At 64.5% G+C, this 21,121-nt stretch carries 16 protein-coding genes; 8 read left to right on the forward strand and 8 right to left on the reverse strand.

Going from position 1 to position 21,121, the window contains the following annotated elements:
- Window positions 1-49 precede the first annotated feature (49 nt).
- The 4 genes from Q0O95_RS04605 to Q0O95_RS04620 all read left to right on the forward strand — a co-directional run bounded on the left by Q0O95_RS04605 (window position 50) and on the right by Q0O95_RS04620 (window position 8,472).
- On the forward strand, window positions 50-3,637 hold the full coding sequence (locus tag Q0O95_RS04605) for a S8 family serine peptidase (protein WP_293695823.1): 3,588 nt from the start codon (window positions 50-52) through the stop codon (window positions 3,635-3,637).
- Window positions 3,638-3,926: 289 nt separating this feature from the next.
- Entirely contained in the window at window positions 3,927-6,593 is a 2,667-nt protein-coding gene (locus tag Q0O95_RS04610) for a beta-eliminating lyase-related protein (RefSeq protein ID WP_293695849.1), read from the forward strand.
- Window positions 6,594-6,786: 193 nt separating this feature from the next.
- On the forward strand, window positions 6,787-7,725 hold the full coding sequence (locus tag Q0O95_RS04615; RefSeq protein WP_293695852.1) for a cation diffusion facilitator family transporter: 939 nt from the start codon (window positions 6,787-6,789) through the stop codon (window positions 7,723-7,725).
- 42 nt (window positions 7,726-7,767) lie between these two features.
- Window positions 7,768-8,472: a GntR family transcriptional regulator gene (locus Q0O95_RS04620; RefSeq protein ID WP_293695826.1), complete on the forward strand. Its 705-nt coding sequence runs from the start codon at window positions 7,768-7,770 to the stop codon at window positions 8,470-8,472.
- 3 nt (window positions 8,473-8,475) lie between these two features.
- Here Q0O95_RS04620 and Q0O95_RS04625 read toward each other — a convergent pair whose 3' ends face one another.
- A complete protein-coding gene (locus Q0O95_RS04625; protein ID WP_293695828.1) occupies window positions 8,476-9,450 on the reverse strand; it encodes a Gfo/Idh/MocA family oxidoreductase in 975 nt (324 codons plus the stop codon).
- 190 nt (window positions 9,451-9,640) lie between these two features.
- Between Q0O95_RS04625 and Q0O95_RS04630 the strand changes: the two genes are divergently transcribed.
- Window positions 9,641-11,920 (forward strand): bifunctional alpha,alpha-trehalose-phosphate synthase (UDP-forming)/trehalose-phosphatase, encoded by a 2,280-nt coding sequence (locus Q0O95_RS04630; RefSeq protein ID WP_293695830.1) that lies wholly within the window; start codon window positions 9,641-9,643, stop codon window positions 11,918-11,920.
- A 144-nt stretch (window positions 11,921-12,064) separates the two neighbouring features.
- Here Q0O95_RS04630 and Q0O95_RS04635 read toward each other — a convergent pair whose 3' ends face one another.
- Window positions 12,065-13,084 (reverse strand): 1-aminocyclopropane-1-carboxylate deaminase, encoded by a 1,020-nt coding sequence (locus tag Q0O95_RS04635; RefSeq protein ID WP_293695831.1) that lies wholly within the window; start codon window positions 13,082-13,084, stop codon window positions 12,065-12,067.
- 159 nt (window positions 13,085-13,243) lie between these two features.
- Between Q0O95_RS04635 and Q0O95_RS04640 the strand changes: the two genes are divergently transcribed.
- Complete coding sequence (locus Q0O95_RS04640; RefSeq protein WP_293695833.1) at window positions 13,244-14,188, forward strand: FAD-dependent oxidoreductase; 945 nt, start codon at window positions 13,244-13,246, stop codon at window positions 14,186-14,188.
- A gap of 153 nt (window positions 14,189-14,341) precedes the next feature.
- Here the strand turns inward: Q0O95_RS04640 and Q0O95_RS04645 are convergent, their stop codons facing one another.
- Both Q0O95_RS04645 and Q0O95_RS04650 read right to left on the reverse strand, forming a co-directional pair.
- Complete coding sequence (locus Q0O95_RS04645) at window positions 14,342-16,375, reverse strand: CocE/NonD family hydrolase (protein WP_293695836.1); 2,034 nt, start codon at window positions 16,373-16,375, stop codon at window positions 14,342-14,344.
- Window positions 16,375-17,667 carry an ATP-grasp domain-containing protein gene (locus Q0O95_RS04650; protein ID WP_293695838.1) on the reverse strand — a complete coding sequence of 431 codons (1,293 nt, stop codon included), beginning with the start codon at window positions 17,665-17,667 and terminating at the stop codon, window positions 16,375-16,377. The genes Q0O95_RS04645 and Q0O95_RS04650 overlap by 1 nt, the downstream gene beginning before the upstream one ends.
- Window positions 17,668-17,837: 170 nt before the next feature.
- Here Q0O95_RS04650 and Q0O95_RS04655 point away from each other — a divergent pair, with 170 nt between their 5' ends.
- The gene (locus tag Q0O95_RS04655) at window positions 17,838-18,158 is read left to right on the forward strand and encodes a hypothetical protein (protein ID WP_293695840.1); all 321 of its coding nucleotides are present in this window, start codon (window positions 17,838-17,840) and stop codon (window positions 18,156-18,158) included.
- A 5-nt stretch (window positions 18,159-18,163) separates the two neighbouring features.
- On the opposite strand, the gene Q0O95_RS04660 is transcribed toward Q0O95_RS04655, so the two are convergent.
- The 3 genes from Q0O95_RS04660 to Q0O95_RS04670 all read right to left on the reverse strand — a co-directional run bounded on the left by Q0O95_RS04660 (window position 18,164) and on the right by Q0O95_RS04670 (window position 19,824).
- Window positions 18,164-19,045: an SDR family oxidoreductase gene (locus tag Q0O95_RS04660; RefSeq protein ID WP_293695842.1), complete on the reverse strand. Its 882-nt coding sequence runs from the start codon at window positions 19,043-19,045 to the stop codon at window positions 18,164-18,166.
- 53 nt (window positions 19,046-19,098) lie between these two features.
- Complete coding sequence (locus Q0O95_RS04665; protein ID WP_293695843.1) at window positions 19,099-19,359, reverse strand: Rho termination factor N-terminal domain-containing protein; 261 nt, start codon at window positions 19,357-19,359, stop codon at window positions 19,099-19,101.
- Window positions 19,360-19,458: 99 nt separating this feature from the next.
- Window positions 19,459-19,824, reverse strand: coding sequence for a Rieske 2Fe-2S domain-containing protein (locus tag Q0O95_RS04670; protein ID WP_366516440.1), 366 nt, complete (start codon window positions 19,822-19,824; stop codon window positions 19,459-19,461).
- On the opposite strand from Q0O95_RS04670, the gene Q0O95_RS04675 reads away from it, so the two are divergent.
- Window positions 19,823-20,056 carry a hypothetical protein gene (locus Q0O95_RS04675; protein WP_293695845.1) on the forward strand — a complete coding sequence of 78 codons (234 nt, stop codon included), beginning with the start codon at window positions 19,823-19,825 and terminating at the stop codon, window positions 20,054-20,056. The two genes, Q0O95_RS04670 and Q0O95_RS04675, sit on opposite strands and share 2 nt — an antisense overlap.
- A 62-nt stretch (window positions 20,057-20,118) precedes the next feature.
- Here Q0O95_RS04675 and Q0O95_RS04680 read toward each other — a convergent pair.
- Window positions 20,119-21,121, reverse strand: a 1,003-nt coding sequence (locus Q0O95_RS04680; RefSeq protein ID WP_366516441.1) for a DNA topoisomerase IB, incomplete at its 5' end; no start/stop codon positions are given.

Below are 21,121 nucleotides of genomic sequence, written 5' to 3' on the forward strand. Positions count from 1 at the left end.
TGCAAAGTCATCGCCAACGTCGGCGAACAGATCCCTGAACGGAGTATTTGTGAGATCACAACGGAGCAAGCCTGCTGGCTTCCGGAGAGTGGTCGCCACTTGCGCATCCATCGCGCTCGCGGCGTCATTGCCACTACTCGGAAGTGCTGGAGCGCACGCGAACGACGACACAGAGAACCTGCGAGAGTCGCTGCTCAGCTCATTCGACCCTGGCCTCTACATCGTCGAACTGACCGATGCGCCAATCGCAACCTATGAGGGCGGCGTCGATAACTTCAACGGCACCGCGAACCAAAGCGGACTCGTCGATTTCGAATCGCCAGCGGCACTCGCCTACGGCGGTCACCTGGAGGAAGTCCAGGAGGAAGTCGCCGACGATGCCGGTGTGCAGATGGACACGCAGCTGACCGGGACGCTGAACGGCTTCATTGCGGATCTGTCCTCCGAGCAGGCTGTCGAGCTGACCCTGAACCCGCGTGTCGCTCGCATTACTCCGAACGAGATCGTGCAGCCGCAGGCCGTGCCCGCGACCGAGTATCTCGAACTTGAAGAGGCCTTTGCGAACGAGCAGGTCGGCGGATGGGACAACGCCGGTGAAGGCGTTGTCGTCGGTGTCCTCGACACCGGTATCGCTCCTGAGAACCCCTTCTTCGATGGCGAGGAGCTGAGCACGACGCCCGGCGATGGCGCGTATCTTGACGGAGACACGATCGTGTTCCCCAAGGGCAACGGCGACACGTTCACCGGTATCTGCGAAACAGGCGAGGAGTTCAACGCCGACGACTGCAATGACAAGGTCATCGGTGCTCGCTACTACATCGACGGTTTCGGTGAAGATCGACTCTCCGACGAAGCCGGCAACAAGGTCGATGTCGTCTCCCCGCGAGACATCAACGGTCACGGTTCGCACACCGCTTCGACCTCTGCCGGTAACACGGACGTGGAGATCACGACGGCTGGCGGCGCTGAGCTCGGCACGATGAGCGGTGTTGCTCCCGATGCACGCATCGCAGCGTACAAAGTCTGCTGGGACGGCCCAGACCCCACAACGATAGAGGATGACGGCTGCGCGACATCCGACCTCGTGCAGGCCATCGAGCAGGCAACGCTCGACGGTGTCGACGTGATGAACTTCTCGATCGGCGGCGGCGCTGCCACGACCGTGTGGGCACCTGTCGACCAGGCATTCTTCGGTGCTTCCGCGGCGGGTATCTTCGTTTCGGCCTCGGCCGGTAACGCCGGCCCGGGCTCCACCACCGCTGACCACGCTTCGCCCTGGTACGCGACGGTTGCTGCAGCGACCGTGCCGAACTTCGAAGGTCGCGTGACCCTCGAAAACGACGATGCGTTCAACGGCGCATCCGCGACGCTGATCGGGGTAGAGCCGGTGGCCGCCGAGATTGTCTATGGCGGTGACATCGCCGCAGACGGAGCGAGCCAGGAGGAAGCAGCGCTCTGCTTCCTGGGAACACTCGACCCGGAACTCGCAGAAGGCAAGATCGTGCTCTGTGACCGCGGAGAGAATGACCGTGTGGAGAAGTCGGCAGCTGCGTACGAAGCCGGCGCCGTGGGCATGATCCTGGTCAACGTGCAGTCCGACTCGCTCGACCTCGACGACCACTCGATCCCGTCGGTGCACGTCCAGGACACCTACCGCGACGCGCTGCTGGCCGCCGCGGACAACGGCGAGGAAGTCACGCTCTCGGAAGTCGCTATCGCTGACAGCGAAGCGGTCGCTCCGCAGGTCGCCGGTTTCTCCTCGCGCGGCCCGATGGAGGCATCGGGAGCAGACGTACTGAAGCCCGACTTCGCGGCTCCCGGTGTTGGAATCATCGCCGCGGGCGGTAACTACGACAGCGAAGACCCGAAGTTCGTGTTCATGAGCGGTACCTCGATGGCCGCACCGCACGCCGCCGGTCTCGGTGCCGCCTACGTGGGCGCGTACCCGGACGCATCGCCTGCAGAAACGCAGTCGGTGCTGACCACGACGGCAACGGACACGTACAACGATGACGCCTCGGTGAACGCCGACGTGTTCGCGCAGGGCGCCGGCATGGTGCAGCCGACCGACATGTTCAGCCCCGGCTTCTTCTTCGACGCCACGAGCGACGACTACATCGACTACCTCATCGGTACCGGTGAGGTGACGGTGGAGGGCCGCGAGGGCATCGACCCCAGCGACCTCAACCTCGCCACCATCGGCATCGGCTCGCTGGTACAGGAGCAGACGATCACGCGTACCGCGACGGCCGTCAACCCCGGCACCTACTCGGTCGACGTCACCGCTCCCGCCGGCATCGACGTTGTCGTCGAGCCTTCGACGCTGAGCTTCGGCGCAGCAGGTGAAGAGCAGACCTTCACGGTGAGTTTCACGGTGCAGGATGGTGCGGAGATCGACGCCTGGCTGCAGGGTCGCCTCGTGTGGAGCGACGGCGAGCACGACGTTCGCCAGCCCATCGCGGTTCGTGCATTGACGGTCGAATCGGCTGAGCGCATCGAAAGCGACCGCACCTGGGACGTCCAGCCGCTCGATGTGCAAGCGGGCGCTTCCGGCGAGCTCTCGCTCACCGAGTACGGCCTGCACGAAACTCGTGTCGGCTGGGACGGTGTTCCCGACGAGCCCGGCACCTCGGGTGAGACCGCGGATGGCGACTACTGGGAGTGGTTGACGGAGGATGACGTCAACGGCCCCGGACTCTGGTACGAGGCGTTGATGCTCGAAGATGACCCGCAGGCGTTCATCGCCCAGACGACCTCGTCTGACGCGAACTCGGACTACGACCTGCTGGTCGCGCAGTTCGACGTTCTCGGACAGCTCGCGGGCGTTTGGGAGAGCGGCAACGAGGGCAGCGACGAGTACATCGAGATCCTCGACCCCGAGCCCGGCTTCTACGTCATGCTGGTCACGGATTACCTCGGCGAGTACGAGGCTGATCTGACGGCAGAGATGGTCATGGTCGGCGCGGGTGGCGAAGGCGACCTGGACGTCACGGTCACCGGCAACGGTGGTAATGCCGGGAACGCCGGCACCGATGACTGGACCGGCCCGGTCGAGCCCGGTGACCTCGCGGCGGAGGTCACGTGGCAGGGCCTCGAGCCCGACACGCGCTACTACGGCGCGGTCGTGGCCGACCTGGGTGGCGGCGCTGCTACCACCATCGTCTACGTCGACACGGCCGGGCAGACGCCGGAAGCGGTGCTCAACCCGATCTCCGATCAGACGATCGAAACGGGCGACAGCATCGGGGACGTCACCCCGTCCATGACCGACGAAACCGGTTCCGCCGAGATCACGGTCGAGGATCTGCCGGACGGCGTGGTCTTCGAGGACGGCGTCATCTCCGGCACCCCGGCGGAGGCCGGCACCTTCACGGTGACGGTATCGGCGGTCCACCAACTCGGATTCGAATCGACGGAGACGTTCACCATCACGGTGTCCGACGACCCGATCGACACCGAGGACCCGACCGAGGACCCGGACCCGACCGCTCCTGAGCCCACTGATCCGGGCGACGGCGGCGGCGACGGCGACCTGCCCCAGACGGGTGTTGACGTAGCCCTGTGGCTGCTGCTGCTCGCGGCTGGTCTGGCTCTCGTCGGATCCGGAGCACTGGTTGCGCGTAAGCGTCGCAGCTAGTCCGTAACGAAGTGAGGGGAGGTTCCGTGAGGAACCTCCCCTTCTCGTATGCTGGAAGGCAGTGTGTCCCGGCAAAGTCGCACCACGACGGCCGGGAGGGTGCTCATCAGGCACGTGCTCCCCGATGCGACGACGTGATCGAAGAATGTGAGACCGCGCAATGCCCGATGCCCCCAGCACACCATCCCTCGAAGAGTACGCCCTCGAACGCTCGACGCACGGGCCGGTGCCGAGCGCGCCGACGGCCGACGAGCGTCGCGAATCCCCCGCTCTCGAGCGTGCAACGGGTATGGCCTCCAGCACGTGGCGCATTCGCAGCGATGTGTGGGAGTATCTGCGCTACTCGGTGAAGCAGCTGGCGCTCGGCCGCGAAATGCACGAGGTCGCGCCCGATAGCGAAGTGTTCCGATCGCTGCGCGCCCTCGAGACCATCGAGCTGTACTGGGCGGGGTTCGGGCAGCGCTACGTTGCCGCGATTCGCAAACAGATCGAGCAGCGGCAGTTCTCCGCGGCACTCGAGGCGATCGGTCGCGTTGTGCACCGTCTGCGCGGCGAACAGCCGAACGAAGCAGCCCAGGAGCCGATGGAGGATGCTCGCGAGGCTGCCGAGGAACAGAACGACAGGGATACTCGCCCCCGGTTCGAGGTGCTCGTCGTCGACGAGACCACGGCGAACGACCGCGACGAGATGATGGACCGCGGGCTGCGGCTCCGGAACACGGCCGACACCTTCATTTACGACTACGTCATCGTGCCGTCCATGGAAGACGCGATCGCCGCCGTGCTGACGAACCCGAACATCCTCGCCTGCGTCATCCGGCCGGGCTTCAGCGATCACACGAAGCAGCGACTCAGCCGAGACCTCATGAGCACGATCGAGCTGGCCAAGAACGACCGCGATCCGGTAGATGCACCGAAAACGCTGCTGTCGTCAGTGCGCAGGGTGCTGACCCTCGCGGATGCGCTGCACGAGTTGCGCCCCGAGCTCGATCTGTATCTCGTCAGCGGTGCACACGTTGAAGACCTCGCGGGAGTCCTCACGCACCGATTCCGGCGCGTGTTCCGGCGAGAGGACCATCTCGAGCTCCATCTGTCGCTGCTTCGCAGAATCTCGCACCTCTTCGACACACCCTTCTTCGACGCCATCCGAGAGCACGCCCGTCGCCCCGTCGGTGTCTTCCATGCACTGCCGATCGCTCGCGGCGGCTCGGTCATCTCTTCCCAGTGGGTCAGCGATCTCGCGGAATTCTACGGGCTCAATCTCCTGCTCGCGGAGACGAGTGCGACCTCCGGCGGCCTCGACTCGCTGCTGGCACCGCAGGGCACGATCAAAAAGGCCCAGGATCTCGCGGCACGCGCCTTCGGTGCTCAGAGGACGTTCTTCGTGACGAATGGCACATCCACGGCGAACAAGATCGTGCACCAGGCTGTCGCAGCGCAGGGGGACGTCGTTCTCGTCGATCGGAACTGCCACAAGTCGCACCACCACGCCCTCATGCTGACGGGCGCTCGCCCCGCCTACCTGGAGGCGTATCCCCTCAACGAGTTCGCGTTCTACGGCGCGGTGCCCATCAGCCGCGTCAAGCAACTGCTGCTCGACTATCGCGCTGCCGGGCGTCTCGACGAAGTGCGCATGATCACGCTGACGAATTGCACATTCGACGGCATCGTCTACGACCCGGAACGCGTGATGTCCGAGTGCCTGGCGATCAAGCCCGACCTCATCTTCCTGTGGGACGAAGCGTGGTTCGCGTTCGGTGCCTTCCATCCCGTGACGCGACGCAGAACCGCCATGGCTGCTGCGAAACGCCTCGAAGAGCGGCTCCGGACCGATGGTCATGCGCGCGAGTACAGGCAGCAGCGCGAACGCCTCGTCGATAGCGATGGCAACCCCGCGGCCGACAGCGTGTGGCTGGAGGAGCGGCTCCTGCCGCCGCCCGATGCCCGCATCCGCGTATACGCGACGCAGTCGACGCACAAAACGCTCACGGCCCTGCGGCAGGGGTCGATGATCCATGTCTGGGATCACGATTGGAAGCGCGGCGCGGAGGAGGCCTTCCACGAGGCCTTCATGACCCACACGTCGACATCGCCGAACTACCAGATCCTCGCCTCGCTCGACCTCGGCCGCCGCCAGGTGGAGATGGAGGGCTTCAAACTCGTGCAGGCGCAGCTGGACCTCGGAACAGCGCTGGCATCCGCGATCGCCCGGCATCCCGTGCTGCGTCGCACCTTCAGGGTGCTCACGACCCACGAGCTCGTGCCCGAGCGCTTCCGGGAGAGCCAGCGGCCGATGCCGCTGCGCGTAGGACTCGCGGAGATGTGGCGTGCGTGGTGCTACGACGAGTTCGTCGTGGACCCCAGCCGCGTCACCGTCGAAATCACGAAGACCGGCGTCGACGGCGACACGTTCAAGCACGACCTGCTCATGGACCGCTACGGCATCCAGGTCAATAAGACCAGCCGCAATACCGTGCTCTTCATGACGAATATCGGCACGAGTCGCAGCTCGATCGCCTACCTGATCGAGGTACTCGTGAAGCTCGCGCAACGGCTCGAGCGCGACCGCTTGGACATCGACGCCACCGACATCCTGCCGCCCGAAGTGCAGCTGCCTCCCCTGCCCGACTTCAGCTGCTTCGCCGATCAGTTCGCGGCGCCCGCGGGCCTGCCGGACGGTGACATGAGGAGCGCGTTCTTCGAGGGCCAGCGCTGGGATGCCGTCGAGTACGTGCTGCCGCCACAGTTGCGCGAGCGTGTGGCCGCGGGGGAACGCGTGGTCTCGGCAGGCTTCATAACGCCGTATCCGCCCGGATTCCCCGTGCTGGTGCCGGGGCAGGTCATCACGAGTGATCTCCTCGCGTTCATGCGGGAGCTGGATACCCGTGAGATTCACGGCTACGACACCAGACGCGGGTATCGAGTACTGAAGTCGGAGGCCCCACCGAGCGTCTGACCTCCTGGCCTCCGAGGCACCGCCTCCGTTCGTGCTCGGGCACGCTTCGTGACGCTCCGCGTGGCACCCATGCCAATTGTCAACAATTGACAATCTTGCTACCCTGTACATCAGGAGGTGCTTCGTGAGTTCATGTGACAACTCGTCCCCCGACGGGCACGACTTCAGCCCCGGACACCCGCATCGACCCTCCGTGCAAGGGCAGAGCGAGGGCGGGCACAGCCACGGCCTCGAGGGCCACGCGACCGCGACGGGCAAGCACCGCAAGCGTCTCCTCTGGGTGCTGGTGATCACGCTCAGCATCTTCTTGGTGCAGGTGATCGGAGCGTTCATCTCGAACTCCCTCGCGCTCATGGCCGACGCAATGCACATGCTGACGGACGCAACCGGCGTCTTCATCGCACTCATCGCCAGCATCCTGGCAACGCTCCCCGCAACTTCGAAGCGCACGTTCGGCCTCATGCGCGTTGAAGTGCTGGCGGCCCTCGCGAACGGCATCATCCTCGGTGTGATCTCGGTGCTGATCTTCGTCGAGGCCATTCGACGTTTCGGCGCCGAGGCAGAAGTCCATTCGGGCCCGATGCTCATCGCGGCGGTCATCGGAGCGGTCGCGAACCTGGTTTCCCTGCTGATCCTGCAGTCGGGTCAGAAGGAGAGCCTGAACGTGCGCGGCGCCTATCTCGAAGTGCTGGGCGATCTCCTCGGTTCGGTCGCCGTCATCATCGCCGGTGTCATCATCCTGTTCACGGACTGGTACATCGTCGACCAGCTCGCATCGATCGCAATAGCCCTCATGATCGCGCCGCGCGCGTACAGTCTGCTGCGCGACGTCATCCGCGTGCTGCTGGAGGCATCCCCGAAGGGGTTCGATGTCGACACCGCTCGAGGGCACATCCTGGCGATCCCCAGCGTCGTGGATGCGCACGACATTCACGCCTGGACCATCACCTCCGGCGTCGACGCGTTCTCGGCGCACGTCATCGTCGATGAGGACACGTGGGAGGGCCGCGACTTCCACGACATCCTCGATGAGGTCCACGCCTGCCTCAGCGAGCACTTCAACATCGAGCACACTACGATTCAACTGGAACCCCAACGCCACGCGGACCACGAAAAGAACACGCACAGCTAGCGGTACGCGCTAGCTCATCTCACTCGAAGGAAGCCCGGAACCATGAGTGGAATCCAGTCGCTGTCGGCAATAGCCAGTCGTCCCACCGCCGTGATCATCGCCGATCAGATTCGTGAGCGCATCATCGACGGATCGTTTCGATCGGGTGAGCAGATCAACGAGGTTCACGTCGCCGCGCAACTGAACGTGTCTCGCGGTCCCGTGCGTGAAGCGCTGGGCCGGCTGGTGCAGGAAGGGCTGCTCGTCTCGCACCGGAATCGCGGCAATTTCGTTCGGGAGACGACGGAGCACGACGTTGCAGAGGTCTTCGAAGCACGCGAAGTGATCGAGTGCGCAGCGGCCGAGTCGATTACAAAGCAGCGGCCCGAAGCGATTGCGCGCACAGGGGAAGAACTGCGCGAGTACCTGCCGCTCATGCAGGAGGCCGTCGACGATCGAGATTGGACGCGCATGAGCAGGATCAATATCGAGTTCCACACGCATCTCGTCCGCGCCGGTGGCAACGCGCGACTCGATAGGGCCTACGCCACGCTCGCAACGGAGGCGCTGATCTGCATGACGCACCTGCGTCGGTCGTTCACAGCGGTCGAGGACATTGTGCCGAGTCACCTTCGCGTCATCGAGCTGCTAGAAGCGGGCGACATGGCTGCCGTGCATCTCGAGCTGCACGAACATCTTGCCGTCGACGGGCACGAGCTGCACACGCATTCGCACGAGGAAACGCTCCGTCACGGCCGTGACGATTAGCTGCTACCGCGCTGCCGCCTCGACCGCGAACGCGACCTCGGCGGCGCGCAGCGCCGCCCGTCCATCCACGAACGGCTCGCCTTCGCCGCCGACCGCACCGACGAACGCCAGCACCGTCGCCTCGTACACGTCCCTGCGCTCCCACTCGACCTCCTCGGTTCCGCTGTCGGTCACGAGCTGCACCGATGCGATGGGGTCCGGGTCGAGAAGATTCTCCGCCCGGATCGCGCCCTGAGAGCCCAGCACTTCAACTCCGGATGTCGCGTGCGGCGTCGTGAACCCGTCGTGGAGCGTGACGAGCACATCGCCCTCCAGCCGCAGCACTGCCGCGGAAGCATCCAGTGCCGGCCCGTCCCACTCTCCCTGGCGAACCGCGAGCGCCTTGACATCCAGCACCTCTCGCGCACCGAGCAGCGCGAACAGCACGGATGCGTCGTGCGGTGTCAGGTCGGGAACAACTCCCGCTCCCTCGCTCGCGCCGAGCCGCCAGGTGCGCAGAAAGTCAGGCAACAGCTTCGCATGTTCGATGCGCACAGCACGCACCAGCCCAACCGCACCCGCTTCGAACAGTTCGCGAACCGCCTGCACCGCTCCGGATGCCGCGAGGTGATGATTGACCGCCAGCACGACTCCGGCCCGCTCGCAGGCCTCGACGATCGCTCGGGCATCCTCGACCGTTGTCGCCATCGGTTTCTCGAGCAGCACGTGCCATCCGCGTGCCGCCGCTGCTTCCGCCGCTTGTCGGTGCCGCTCGTTGAGGTTTCCGATGTAGACGGCGTCGATGTCGCCTGCTGCAATGTCTTCGAGCGTTGCAGCCACCGCGGGGATGCCGTGCTCGGCCGCGAAATCCGCCCCGTACCCGCCGCTCGAGGTCACGAGGTGCGTGATCTTCTGTTCTGCGGCCCGCAGCGCCGGGATGACGCGATCACCCGCGATCCAGCTTGCGCCGACAACAGCCCAACGAAGTGTGCTCTCCATTGCGATTAACCGTCCTTCGCCGATCCATGCCGGGCGGTCGAGTACCGGCCCCGTGCTCCATTTCAGCGTAGTGGGCGTTGCGTGCGGAACCCGAAGCGGCCGCTCTCGCATCTCCGTTTAGAACCGGCGCAATCTTCGGTGGGATACTGGCATTGAGTTCACATCTGCCCCGAGCGTGGAGGAACACGAGATGACAAGCACGAACCCGGCCGAGCCGCAGCGACAACTGGTCGTTGTTTCCAACCGACTCCCCGTCGACCGGGTGACCGACCCGGACGGCACGGTGCGGTGGCAGACATCTCCCGGAGGGCTCGTCACCGCGATGGAACCGGTCGTGCGCGATCTCGGCTGCCTCTGGGTCGGCTGGCCGGGCAACGTGGATGAGCAGATCGAGCCGTTCGAGCACGAGACGCTGCGGCTCCACCCGATCACGCTCAGCACCGAGGAGCACGAGGGCTACTACGAGGGGCTGTCCAATAGCACGTTCTGGCCGCTCTACCACGACCTCATCGCAACCCCCGACTACCATCGCCCGTGGTGGGATCACTATCTGACCGTCAATCAACGATTCGCCGATGTCGTTGCCGAGCAAGCGCCCGAGGGCGCGATCGTCTGGGTGCACGATTATCAGCTGCAGTTGGTGCCGGGGATGCTGCGCGAAGTGCGCCCGGATCTCACGATCGCGTTCTTCCTGCACATCCCGTTTCCCGCTCGACGCCTGTTCGGTCAGCTGCCGTGGCGCCGCCAGATCATCGAGGGGCTGCTGGGAGCGGACGTCATCGGATTCCAGCGCGTCCAGGATGCCCTGAGCTTCCGCTGGGCCGCTGAACACTACGCCGACGCGCACGCGAACGGCAACCTCATCGTGGTGCCGGAGACGGCCGATGAGCCTGCGAGAGCCGTGCTCGCGCAGGAGTTTCCGATCTCCATCGACACGGAGTCGCTCGAGTCGCTCGCGGCAGACCCGGCCGTTCGAGCGCGTGCGAAGGAGATCCGCGAAGAGCTCGGCAACCCGCGAAAGCTCCTGCTGGGCGTCGATCGCCTCGACTATACGAAGGGCATCCGTCACCGGCTCAAAGCCTTCGCCGAGCTGCTGGGAGAGGGGGATGTCAAGGCAGGCGAAGCCGTCATGGTGCAGGTCGCCAGCCCGAGCCGCGAACGCGTCGAAGCCTATAAGCGGCTGAAGTCCGAGGTCGAAGGCACGGTCGGTCAGATCAACGGTCAGCACGGCACGATCGGCTGGTCTCCCGTCGTCTATCTCCACAGAGGGTTCCCGCGCAGCGAAATGGTGGCGCTGTATCTTGCGGCCGATGTCGTCGTCGTGACGGCACTGCGTGACGGCATGAACCTCGTCGCGAAGGAGTACGTCGCCTGCCGCGACGACGAGCACGGAGTGCTCGTACTGAGTGAATTCGCGGGCGCCGCTGACGAAATGACGGATGCACTGCTCGTGAATCCGCACGACATCGATGGGCTCAAATCGTCGTTCCTGCGTGCGATGCACATGCCCGCGGCCGAGCAGCAACGACGGATGAGCGCACTGCGCCACCAGGTCAAGGAGTACGACGTCGCGCACTGGGCGAACTCCTTCCTGCGCGCCGTGAATCACGCGGCCGACGAGCGTGAGCGACTCGGACGGGGCTCCGACGAGGACGGCGGCTCGCGCATCCCCGCTCCCGTATTCATCCCGACCAGTCTCGACAGTGCCCTGCGTCGCTTCGCGTCGGAGCCGAACATCATCGTCGCCTGCGACTTCGACGGAACGCTCGCGCCGATAGCCCGACGCCCGAAGGATGCCCGCATTCTGCCCCGGGCCGAGGAAGCGCTCAGCGCGCTCCAGGGGGCCGACGGAGTGCACATTGCGTTGATAAGCGGCAGGTCGCTCGACAGCCTGCGCGCAACCGGTGTTCGCACCGACGGACGCGTGCTGTCGGGCTCGCACGGCGTGGAACTCACGGGCGTACCGGCATCGTCGAACCCTGGGAACGATCCACTCTCCGATGAGGAGTCCTCGATGCTGCGCCGCCTGCTGCGCCGCCTCCGCAGAGTGTTCGGCGATGAGCCGGGCGTCAGAATCGAGGAGAAAGCCTTCGGCGTTGCGGTGCACACGCGCGAGGTGCGCAATGACCAACGCTCCGATGAGCTGCTGGCGGCGGCGGTCGAACTCGGCTCCGACGAAGGCTTCGATGCCAGGAACGGCAAGCGCGTTCGCGAATTCACGGTGCGGCACAGTGACAAGGGCCGAGCACTGCAGGCTATTCGCGAACAGCTCGCCGCACCCATCCTCTTCTTCGGCGATGACGTCACGGATGAGGACGCCTTCGAGGCGCTCGGGCCCGACGACATCGGCGTACGCGTTGGCGACGGCGAAACTGCCGCCGCCGAACGCGTGCCGTCGCCGGAGGCCGTTGCCGCAGCGCTTGCCCGCCTTGCGGAACTGCGCACCGGCGTCGTGATCGGCGCCTCCTAGCCCGGGCACAGGCCTCCGCGCATCATGTCTGTCGAGGGCCAAAACCTCGGCTAATGCACACAGCCGACCCCCTATACGGCAATGGCTCCCCGTATCGACCGATTTTCGGCCCCTCCCTCAGATTATGGCGGGGCCGGGCAGTGCTCAGTTCCAGAGCCGGTGGTAGGCGTTCACGGCCTGCTGCCCGCCGAGGTGGGCGTACAACACGTTGGATGACGACGGAATGTCGCCGCCCTGCACGAGGTCGATGAGCCCCGCGAGCGACTTGCCCTCGTAGACGGGATCGGTGATCATCGCCTCGAGCTCGGCACCGAGCGCCATCGCCTCCATCGTCGATTCGACGGGGATGCCGTAGAGCTCGCCCGCCCAGCCTTCCAGCACCGTGATCTCATCGTCGCGCAGCTCGCGCCCGAGCTCTATGAGTTCTGCGGTATTGCGCGCAATACGCCAGACCTGGTCACGGGTCTTCTCGATCGTCGCCGAGGCATCGATGCCGATCACTCGCCGTCGCACGCCCGTCAGTTCTTCGAGCGCCGCGAATCCGGCGATCATGCCCGCGTGCGTCGATCCCGTGACGGTGCACACGACGACGGTGTCGAAGAACACGCCGAGCTCCTCTTCCTGCTGCGCGACTTCGAACGCCCAGTTGGCGAAACCGAGACCGCCGAGGGGATGCTCGCTCGCCCCGGCAGGGATCGCGTACGGCTTGCCGCCGGCATCTTCGACCTCCTGCAGCGCTCGTTTCCAGGAGTCGCGGATGCCGATGTCGAACCCGGAGTCGTCGAGTTGCACGTCCGCGCCCATCATCCGCGAGAGCAGAATGTTGCCGACCTTGTCGTTCATCGGGTCGTCCCACGGCACCCACGTCTCCTGCACGAGCTTCGCCTGCAACCCCAGGTGAGCAGCGACAGCGGCGACCTGCCGCGTGTGATTGGACTGGAAGCCGCCGATCGACACGATCGTGTCGGCGCCGGATTCGAGGATGTCCGGCACGATGTACTCCATCTTGCGCACCTTGTTGCCGCCGTAGGCCAGACCGCTCGAGACGTCCTCGCGCTTCGCCCAGACCTGAGCACCACCGAGATGCTGGCTCAGTCGGCGCAGGTGGTGGACGGGGCTCGGTCCGAACGTGAGCTGGTGGCGTGGGAACTCGTGAAGCTTCATGGCTTTACCGTACCCCGGTGCGGCTTGCGTGATTACCTTCGGAGCGCGAACCGGTTCGGGCAGCCGAGCGCCTGCGCGGAAGCAAGCGTGCGCAGTGCGCACTCGCAAGGCGGCTCGCTCACCGACACAATGGAAGAAATCACGAGGAGCGAGGAAGCAATGGAGCAGAAGCAGGTCGCAGTCATAGGAGCCGGGGTCATAGGGCTCAGCATCGCTCACGAACTCGCGCACGCAGGCCATGCCGTCACGGTCATCGCCGATGACCACGACCCGCGCGACTGCTCACCGTTGGCCGGTGCCGTCTGGTTCCCGTACGGTGTCAGCCTCGATGCCGACGTGATCGAACTCTCCGAACGCACCCGCCTCCGCTTCGAGGAGCTCGCCGACGCCTCGAGGGGCATTGCGCGGCGCAGCGGACGGTTCATCGTTCGCCTGCCCGAAACCGATATGGCCTGGACGGATGCGCTCCCCGGCAAACGCGAACTCACGCAGGAGGAGGTTCCAGACGGAGCCCTTGGCGGCTTCCGGGTCACGGTGCCCGTTATCGATATGAGCAAGTACCTCGTGTGGCTTCGCGCGATCGTGGAGCAGCTAGGCGTACGCTTCGAGCGCCGTCTCATCAACGATCTCGCTAGCGTCGAAGCCGACGTCAAGATCGTCGCCGCCGGCCTGCGCTCTCCCGAGCTCGTGCCGGATGCCGAGCCGATCATCCCGCGCAGGGGCCAGATCGTACGCCTCGAGAACCCGGGCTTGACCGACTGGTACGTCGACGATGATGCACCGGGAGGGCTCACCTACGTGATCCCGCGATTCGACGACATCGTCTGCGGCGGCACCGACGACGCCGGCAACGCCGACGCGGAGCACGACCCGGACATCGAAACTGGCATTCTCGAGCGAGTGACCGCGGCCATGCCGGAGCTGCAGGGGCTTCCCATTGTCTCGCGCGGTGTCGGGCTCCGGCCGGGCAGGTCGGAGCCCCGCATCGAGTGGATCACGGATGCCGCGTCACCCACAATCGCCTGCTACGGACACGGAGGCGCGGGGGTCTCGATGTCCTGGGGATGCGCGGAGCGCGTCGCCGACATGGTGCGCGAACGTTAAGTCGGCGCCCGCGCTCGCTGTCGTTCTGACAACCGATTCCGCCCGTCGCCCCACTGGCCGAGTCGAGGCACAAGTCCTATCGGAGTGGCGTTCCGGGCCGACCGAACCGCCCTGTGGGGCGACGCGAGACAACCACTCGGTGCCGCTTACCCGTCAGATGAAGTCACGAGGAATCGTGGTGCTCCAGTTCATCGAGGCCACACGCTCCTCCCCCTCGAAGGCATCCAGCTCTGCGTAGAGGTGGAAGTCGGAGGGCGTCGAGGTGAGCACCGTCTTCGTGGCCGTTCGCACATCCCAATCTCCGCGCGAGAACCCCATCGTCCAATCGGTCTCACCGCGCACCGAGTTGCAATCGTCTGCCGTATAGCTGTAGTTCTCGTAGGTGCGGCGCACGACCGACAGGTCGATATCCGGGAAGTAGATCTCGCCGAGATCTTTGACAACGCGTAGCGAGCCCGAGAGATCCACCATGTTCCTGTGAACGCTCCAGTCCTGCTCTCCCGATTGCACCTGCACGGTTTCGACGGGCGGCGCGCCCTCCGGCTCGCCGAAGCTCGGCACCCGGTCGCCCCGATCACGGATGTCAGTGGGGCGAACGGGCAGTACGAGGGTGGAATGCTCCGGATACACCGTAAGCTGCACCGGTTGCGGGGATGGCCACACGACAGGCCAATACGATGTGGAGATGGACAGTCGAAGCCGATGACCGGCCGGCACCGACTGCGCCATGCCGTTCAGCTGCACAGTGGCGGTCACGGACTCCCCCGGCTCCAGCGGCTGCGGGTCATGCGAACCGCTGTGATGGTTCAGGTTGTGCACGCCATAGCTGATACGGGTCGCCTCGCCATCCGGTGAGATCTCCGAAAGCCGCACCGCGATCATGGCCACCGGCTGATCGACCGAAAGACTGAGTTCCACGGCCGGGCCACCGAGGAGTTCGAGCGGCTGCTCGAGGACGTCGCTGTCGAAGACCAACGAGCCACCGTCCTCCTCGCGCTGATCGTACGGCATGTCGGGAGGCGCGTTGTACGAACACCACTTCCCGGCGAACTGGCCGACGGACAGCGGCGACTGCACGGTGAGCGCGGGGCTGGAAGGCCTCGCATCCTCGGGAGCTGCGATGCGGTGCCGCCCCAGCGGATACCTCGCACGGATGATGCGCGGGCTCGGCCAGCTGGGCTCACCGACCCAGCGCCCCGGCCGGTCCTCGTACGTGGTCGAGGGGCGAACCGGGTCCTGCATCCAGATGCTGAGCGCAGGTCCGTCCATCGCCCCGTTGTCCTTCTCGTCCTTCAACCAGTGATCCCACCAGGCGATCACTTCCTGCAGGAAGCCGATGGCCGGGCCGGGCTCGCCGAGATGCGGGTACTTGTGACTCCACGGTCCGATAAGCCCTCGTGTCGGCACATCCAGCCCCTCGAGCAGACGGAACACCGCGTTGGAGTACCCGTCCGCCCAGCCGCTCACCGCGAACACGGGAACCTCGATCGACGAGTAGTCTTCGTTGATGGAGCCGTGCCGCCAGTAGTCGTCCTTGCGCTGGTGGGTCAGCCATTCCTCGAGCCACAGTCCGCTGTTCGTTAGTCGGTCGAACCACATTTCGCGCCAGCGTTCGCCGACGATAGCGGGGTCCGGTGGGCAGGAGTTGTAGGCGAACATCGTCGAGGCCCAAGACAGATTGTCGCTGAGCAGGCACCCGCCCATGTAGTGCACATCGTCGGTATAGCGATCATCGGTAGAACTCAGTGTGATGATCGCGCCCAGGCTCGGCGGTCGTCGGGCGGCGACCTGGAGTGCATTGAATCCTCCCCAGGAGATGCCCATCATCGAGGTTCGGCCGTTGCACCAGGGCTGTTTCGACATCCATGCGAGGACCTCTTCGGCATCGACGAGCTCCTGCTCGAGATACTCATCGGTCAGTACGCCGTCGGAATCGCCGCTGCCCCGCAGGTCGACCCGCAAACAGGCGTACCCGTAACCGGCCATGTACGGGTGATGAATGGAATCCCGCTGCGCGGTCAGGTCGCGTTTGCGGTACGGGATCATCTCCACGACACCGGGGACCGGGTCATCGTCGGCCGACGTCGGTCGCCAGAGGCGCGCGGCGAGTCGGGTGCCATCCGACATCGGAATCCACAGGTGCTCGTCCTCTCGTACTTCGTTGGGCAGTGCTGTGACGATGCGCATTAGTCTCCTTCCTCAACGTTCTCGATCGTGAACCGCAGTGCCTGCAAACAGCGTTCGTACTCGTTCGTCAATTCGACTTCGTTGCGAGCCCCCAGAAAGATTTCGGCGAGCACGTAGCTGAAGCTGTCCTCGCCCATCGCATCCGACAACCGGTCCCCCTCTGCGACCGTGAGGCTGACGACGGTGCCGGGGATGTCGGCTTCGAGGTTCGCGATTTCCTCACGGGTCGGCACGCGCGTCACGATGCCGTCGGAGAAGCGGCGCAGAAACCACTTCCCCGCGGTCTTGAACGTCCCCTGCCTGCGCGGCAGGTCACGCGGAGGGCGTCCGAGCGCCAGATCCACCATGAACGCATGGTTCGGGATACCGTCGACGAGGGTGAACAGTTGAGCGTGCGCCTGAGAATGGCGTGCGTTCACTTCCAGCAGACTCAGTTTCTCGTTCTCCCGATCCCAGAAGTACTCGATGTTGAAAGTGCTGTTCGTCAAGCCCATCGCGCCGATAACCCTGCGCGAGACATCCACCATGTAGTTCTGGATGTGCTGAGGCACTTGTACCGACGGGTACTGGTAGCGGAGAAAGCTCGGTGAATCCGGGTAGGTCACGGAGTCGATGACACCGTAGACTTCGACGTCATCGTCGCGGCTGACACCCTCCACCGTGACCTGCATGCCGGTGGCCGCCTCTTCCACCAGGCATGCACTGCCGCCGATGCTCGCGATTCGAGGGGGCAACTCGAGCATGCTGAGGATGTCATTGAACGCTCCTCCCATGCGTCCGACCTCTTCGCGCTCCAGCGCTACGGCAGAGGCGAGTTGCTCCTCGTCCTCGATGTAGTGCGCGCCTTCTGAAGAAGCGGATTTGATCGGCTTTATCCACACCGGATAGGAGAGCCCTTCCGGGAGAGACGGACGATCATCATCAAGATCCAGAAGCGCGAACGCAGGATACTCGTCGATCACTTCCTGCTGCACGAGTCGGCTCCAGTACTTGTGCTCGCACTTCACAACCGATTCGAGGCTGGCGCCGGTCAAGCCCCGTTCGTGACACAGGATGGCCACCATCATGGTGACCGGGAAGTCCCAATACCCCACGATCGCATCGATCGAACCGTCGAACGCATCCAGATCACGACGTGCCCGTTCGAGGAGTTCTGAAACCGATGATGTTCCCTCCTGCAGCTCTTCTCGTGTGAGGAGTTGATGGAAGCGGAAGTGGTCGGCGTCGGGCATCGCGACCAGCGCATCGCGGTTCAGATCGTCTAACCCGAGGACAAAGATGTTCGTGAGCATCCGGGGAGTCTAGGTCAGTTGAGCAACCGAAACACGAGGGTTGACGCTACGCGGAAGTATCGATATATGCGCCGCTCGTTTGGGCCGAATCACTGTCACCACCGTCGCTCATCGGCGCGGCGCGTTCACTTTCCTCCCGGTGAGGGGTTAAACCTGGCAGTATGTCCAGCATGGGATACATCACCTACGCGGGGTCGCAGGAGTATGAGTTCGAAGATCGTACGCTCTCGCACCTCAAGATGGCCATCGCCATGAAACTACGGAGACAGGAGAGCTTCCTGCTCAACTGGTCCAACTCCCCCCAGACCGGCAGCGGTAGGATGTCGATCTGGCTTGCTCCGAGCATCCCGCTCTCCTTCCGCTTCTCGGGGAGCCGCACACCGGAACTCAACGAATCCTGGGTGTCGGTGCTGCACGAGCTCTCGAACACCCCGCGCGGCATGGTCGTCATCACCGAGGAGGAAGCCGAACGATACCTCGCGAACAAGTAGTTCGATCAGAGGTGCTTGCCACCCGTAACGGGAACGACGGCACCGGAGACGTACGAGGCATCCTCCGAGGCGAGATAGACGTAGGCGCCGGCGAGTTCTGCCGGCTGCCCGGGGCGACCCAGCGGGGTGTCGCCGCCGAAGTGCTCGAGCTTCTCGTCCCAGCCCGTCGCCGGAATCAGCGGCGTCCAGATCGGCCCGGGCGCTACTGCGTTGACGCGCACACCGCGTTCTCCCTGCTGCTCCGCCAGCGCCTTGGTGAAGGCGACGAGCGCCGCTTTCGTCATCGCGTAGTCGAGCAGATCGGGCGAGGGGTTGTACGACTGGATGGATGCGCTCACAATCACACTCGCGCCGGGCCTCAGCTGCGGAGCGGCTTCGCGCATCAGCAGTAGAGGCGCAACGAGATTCGTCTCGAACACGCGCATGATCGCCTCGCGCTCGATGGCCGCATCCTCTTCGCGTTCGCGCTGATGACCCGCGTTCAGCACCAGGACATCCAGCCCGCCGAGTTCGTTGGCAGCGCGGCTGACGGTCTCGGCGCAGGTTCGCTCGTCCGTCAAATCACCGGGTAGCATGGCGCACCATCGCCCCGCTTCCTCCACTCGTGCTCTGGTCTCGTCAGCGTCCCGCTGTTCCTCCGGCAGATAGGCAATCGCGACGTCCGCGCCCTCGCGAGCGTATGCGATGGCGACGGCCCTGCCGATGCCCGAGTCGCCTCCGGTAATCAGCGCTCGTTGCCCGGCTAACCGTCCACTACCTTGATAGCTGGTCTCACCGTGATCGGGTTGCAAACGCATGTCTTCCGTATGCCCCGGCTGTGCGGCCTGCTTCGGTTCGGAGAAGGGCGGCCGTGGGTGCTTCGTTCTCGGGTCCCGGTTCGGGGCCATGACAACTCCTTTCCATCGCATGCCGCGATGATCTGGTCCGCCGATGATCGTGATCAGTGTCTGCGCAGTTCTTCTACGAGTTCGTCCTTGCGGAGATTCGAATAGCCGTTGATGTCGAGTTCGCGAGCTTGCTCTCGCAGTTCCTCGACGGTTCGATCCTCGTAGTTTTCGGCCTCGCCTCCCCGCTTTCCGACCTTCGAACGACCTTCTGCGGCCGCCGCGTTGGCGATGCGGGCGGCTTTCTCTTTGGAGGCGCCTTCATCCCGGAGGCGTTCGTAGAGTTCCTCGTCTTTGATTTGCGGTTGATCGGTCATGATCTCCTCCTTTTCGTAGCGTCTGCTTCGAAACTACGAATCCCGACCGGTAGGAGCCACCCCCTCGACATCGGCAATGCGGCACGCTATTCTGCGATTTCACTTCGCTTGCAGGTTATCGACGGCCGGGCCCTCGATTCGAGCACCGTCAGACTGGAATCGTGAGCCGTGTAGTGGACAATCCCAACTGCGCTCCAGATCGTTCCATTGCAGGATGCCGCCCATGTGCGGACACACTGCCGAAACGCACGTGAGCGTGCCACCTGCCGAGGCATTGGCACCTACCGAATCATTGGCACGCAGTGTTTCACCGGCGACAGCCGCACTCGCCCCGCGATCACTATCCGCGCGAGCACACAGAGGATAAGCGAGAGAGCCAGGAGAATCAAGGGTGTGGTGCGAAGCAGCATGCTTCATCACGGTGGGCCGTGTACGAGCAAATTCGTTACGGAAAGGAAGCATCATGACAGACCTCGATCGAAGCGGAGATCAAACGATGAAGGACGAGAACTACGACCTCATCACGGTGATTCAGGCATCACTGGAGAACGTGTGGCAGATGTCCACGTACATCTCCGACGCTGACGCAGCGGGCGACACCGAACTCGCTGAGTGGTTCCGGAAGATCCAAAACAACAACATCAAGGCCGGTGAACAGGGCAAGAGGATGTTGGCCGCGCGGCTGCAGGTGGCATAACGACCTGCATTACCGATCGCGGGCCTCGGCGAGGCGAGCGATCTCTGATGGATCGGTGAATCTCAATGATCGTGCAGCACGTCGAGCGCAAGCTGTTCGTCGACGCTTCGGAACCGGCGGGGGCGCATGCCGCTTCGGCGTTGCTGTAAGCGCTTCAGCCGTTCCGGGTGCTCGGCGACCGCGAGTGCACGCGGGTCGATGTAACTCTCCCTCGCAACGTCGGGGGTGTTACCGAGCCGCTCGGCTACTTTTCCGATGATGTCTCGAACCGCCGTTGCGCGGGAGCGCTCGTCTCGCAACTCTGCGGCATCGACCTCGAGCAGCAGTTCAACGGCTGCACGCGTGGCACTCCACGTCCGCAAGTCCTTCGCACTGCAATCGACACCGGTGTATCGCCGTATGTACTCGTTAGCGTGCAGTGCTCGCACTCCGTGCACCTCGCCGTCGGCATCCAGGCTCTCGAACATGGCGGTGCCGGGCAGCTCTTCCAGACGTGCCAGAAGGCGCGCTATACGGGCGTCACGAACGAGCCTCCTGTGGCGTCGTCCAAGCTTGCCCTTGAAATCGAACTCGACGGAGGAGGATCGTACGCGCACGTGTCGTCTCCGAAGCGTCGTCACCCCGAACGATCCGTGAACGCCGACGTACTCGCTGCTGCCCGTGCGAAAGCCCTCGCGGTCGATGAGCCACACCACGCCGGCCACGACCCGGTCCCGGCGCAGCGAGGTCCTCCGTAGATCGCGATCGACGCGTCGCCGCAGATTCGGCAGGGCTTCAGCGAGCAGCAGAACGCGGTCGTGCTTTGCTCGTTCCTGCCGTCTCCGATGTGCTGCGCTGTAGATCCGCTGCCGCCTGCCGGCCCCGTCCGTCCCGATCGCTTGGGTCTTCGCACCGGCGCTGGCCGCAATGCTCACGTCGCGCCAACCCGGGGGAACGGCAATCGCCTCGATCCGCTCGATTTCCGTGACAGCCGTGATGAGGCGTCCTCCCCTCCGGTAGACGAATCCGTCACCGTGCGGTTCTCGTCGGATCGATAGCTTCCTGCTCATCAGAACGCCTCTAGAT

Source organism: uncultured Agrococcus sp. (genome assembly GCF_945915485.1).
GTDB lineage: Bacteria > Actinomycetota > Actinomycetes > Actinomycetales > Microbacteriaceae > Agrococcus.

What these genes read in the sequence shown, in the direction of transcription:
- Q0O95_RS04610 (WP_293695849.1), top strand. Translation starts at nt 3,927, where the DNA reads ATGGCCTCCAGCACGTGGCGCATTCGCAGCGATGTGTGGGAGTATCTG.
- Q0O95_RS04620 (WP_293695826.1), top strand. Translation starts at nt 7,768, where the DNA reads ATGAGTGGAATCCAGTCGCTGTCGGCAATAGCCAGTCGTCCCACCGCC.
- Q0O95_RS04625 (WP_293695828.1), bottom strand. Translation starts at nt 9,450, where the DNA reads ATGGAGAGCACACTTCGTTGGGCTGTTGTCGGCGCAAGCTGGATCGCG.
- Q0O95_RS04630 (WP_293695830.1), top strand. Translation starts at nt 9,641, where the DNA reads ATGACAAGCACGAACCCGGCCGAGCCGCAGCGACAACTGGTCGTTGTT.
- Q0O95_RS04635 (WP_293695831.1), bottom strand. Translation starts at nt 13,084, where the DNA reads ATGAAGCTTCACGAGTTCCCACGCCACCAGCTCACGTTCGGACCGAGC.
- Q0O95_RS04640 (WP_293695833.1), top strand. Translation starts at nt 13,244, where the DNA reads ATGGAGCAGAAGCAGGTCGCAGTCATAGGAGCCGGGGTCATAGGGCTC.
- Q0O95_RS04645 (WP_293695836.1), bottom strand. Translation starts at nt 16,375, where the DNA reads ATGCGCATCGTCACAGCACTGCCCAACGAAGTACGAGAGGACGAGCAC.
- Q0O95_RS04650 (WP_293695838.1), bottom strand. Translation starts at nt 17,667, where the DNA reads ATGCTCACGAACATCTTTGTCCTCGGGTTAGACGATCTGAACCGCGAT.
- Q0O95_RS04655 (WP_293695840.1), top strand. Translation starts at nt 17,838, where the DNA reads ATGGGATACATCACCTACGCGGGGTCGCAGGAGTATGAGTTCGAAGAT.
- Q0O95_RS04660 (WP_293695842.1), bottom strand. Translation starts at nt 19,045, where the DNA reads ATGGCCCCGAACCGGGACCCGAGAACGAAGCACCCACGGCCGCCCTTC.
- Q0O95_RS04665 (WP_293695843.1), bottom strand. Translation starts at nt 19,359, where the DNA reads ATGACCGATCAACCGCAAATCAAAGACGAGGAACTCTACGAACGCCTC.
- Q0O95_RS04675 (WP_293695845.1), top strand. Translation starts at nt 19,823, where the DNA reads ATGACAGACCTCGATCGAAGCGGAGATCAAACGATGAAGGACGAGAAC.
- Q0O95_RS04670 (WP_366516440.1), bottom strand. Translation starts at nt 19,824, where the DNA reads ATGATGCTTCCTTTCCGTAACGAATTTGCTCGTACACGGCCCACCGTG.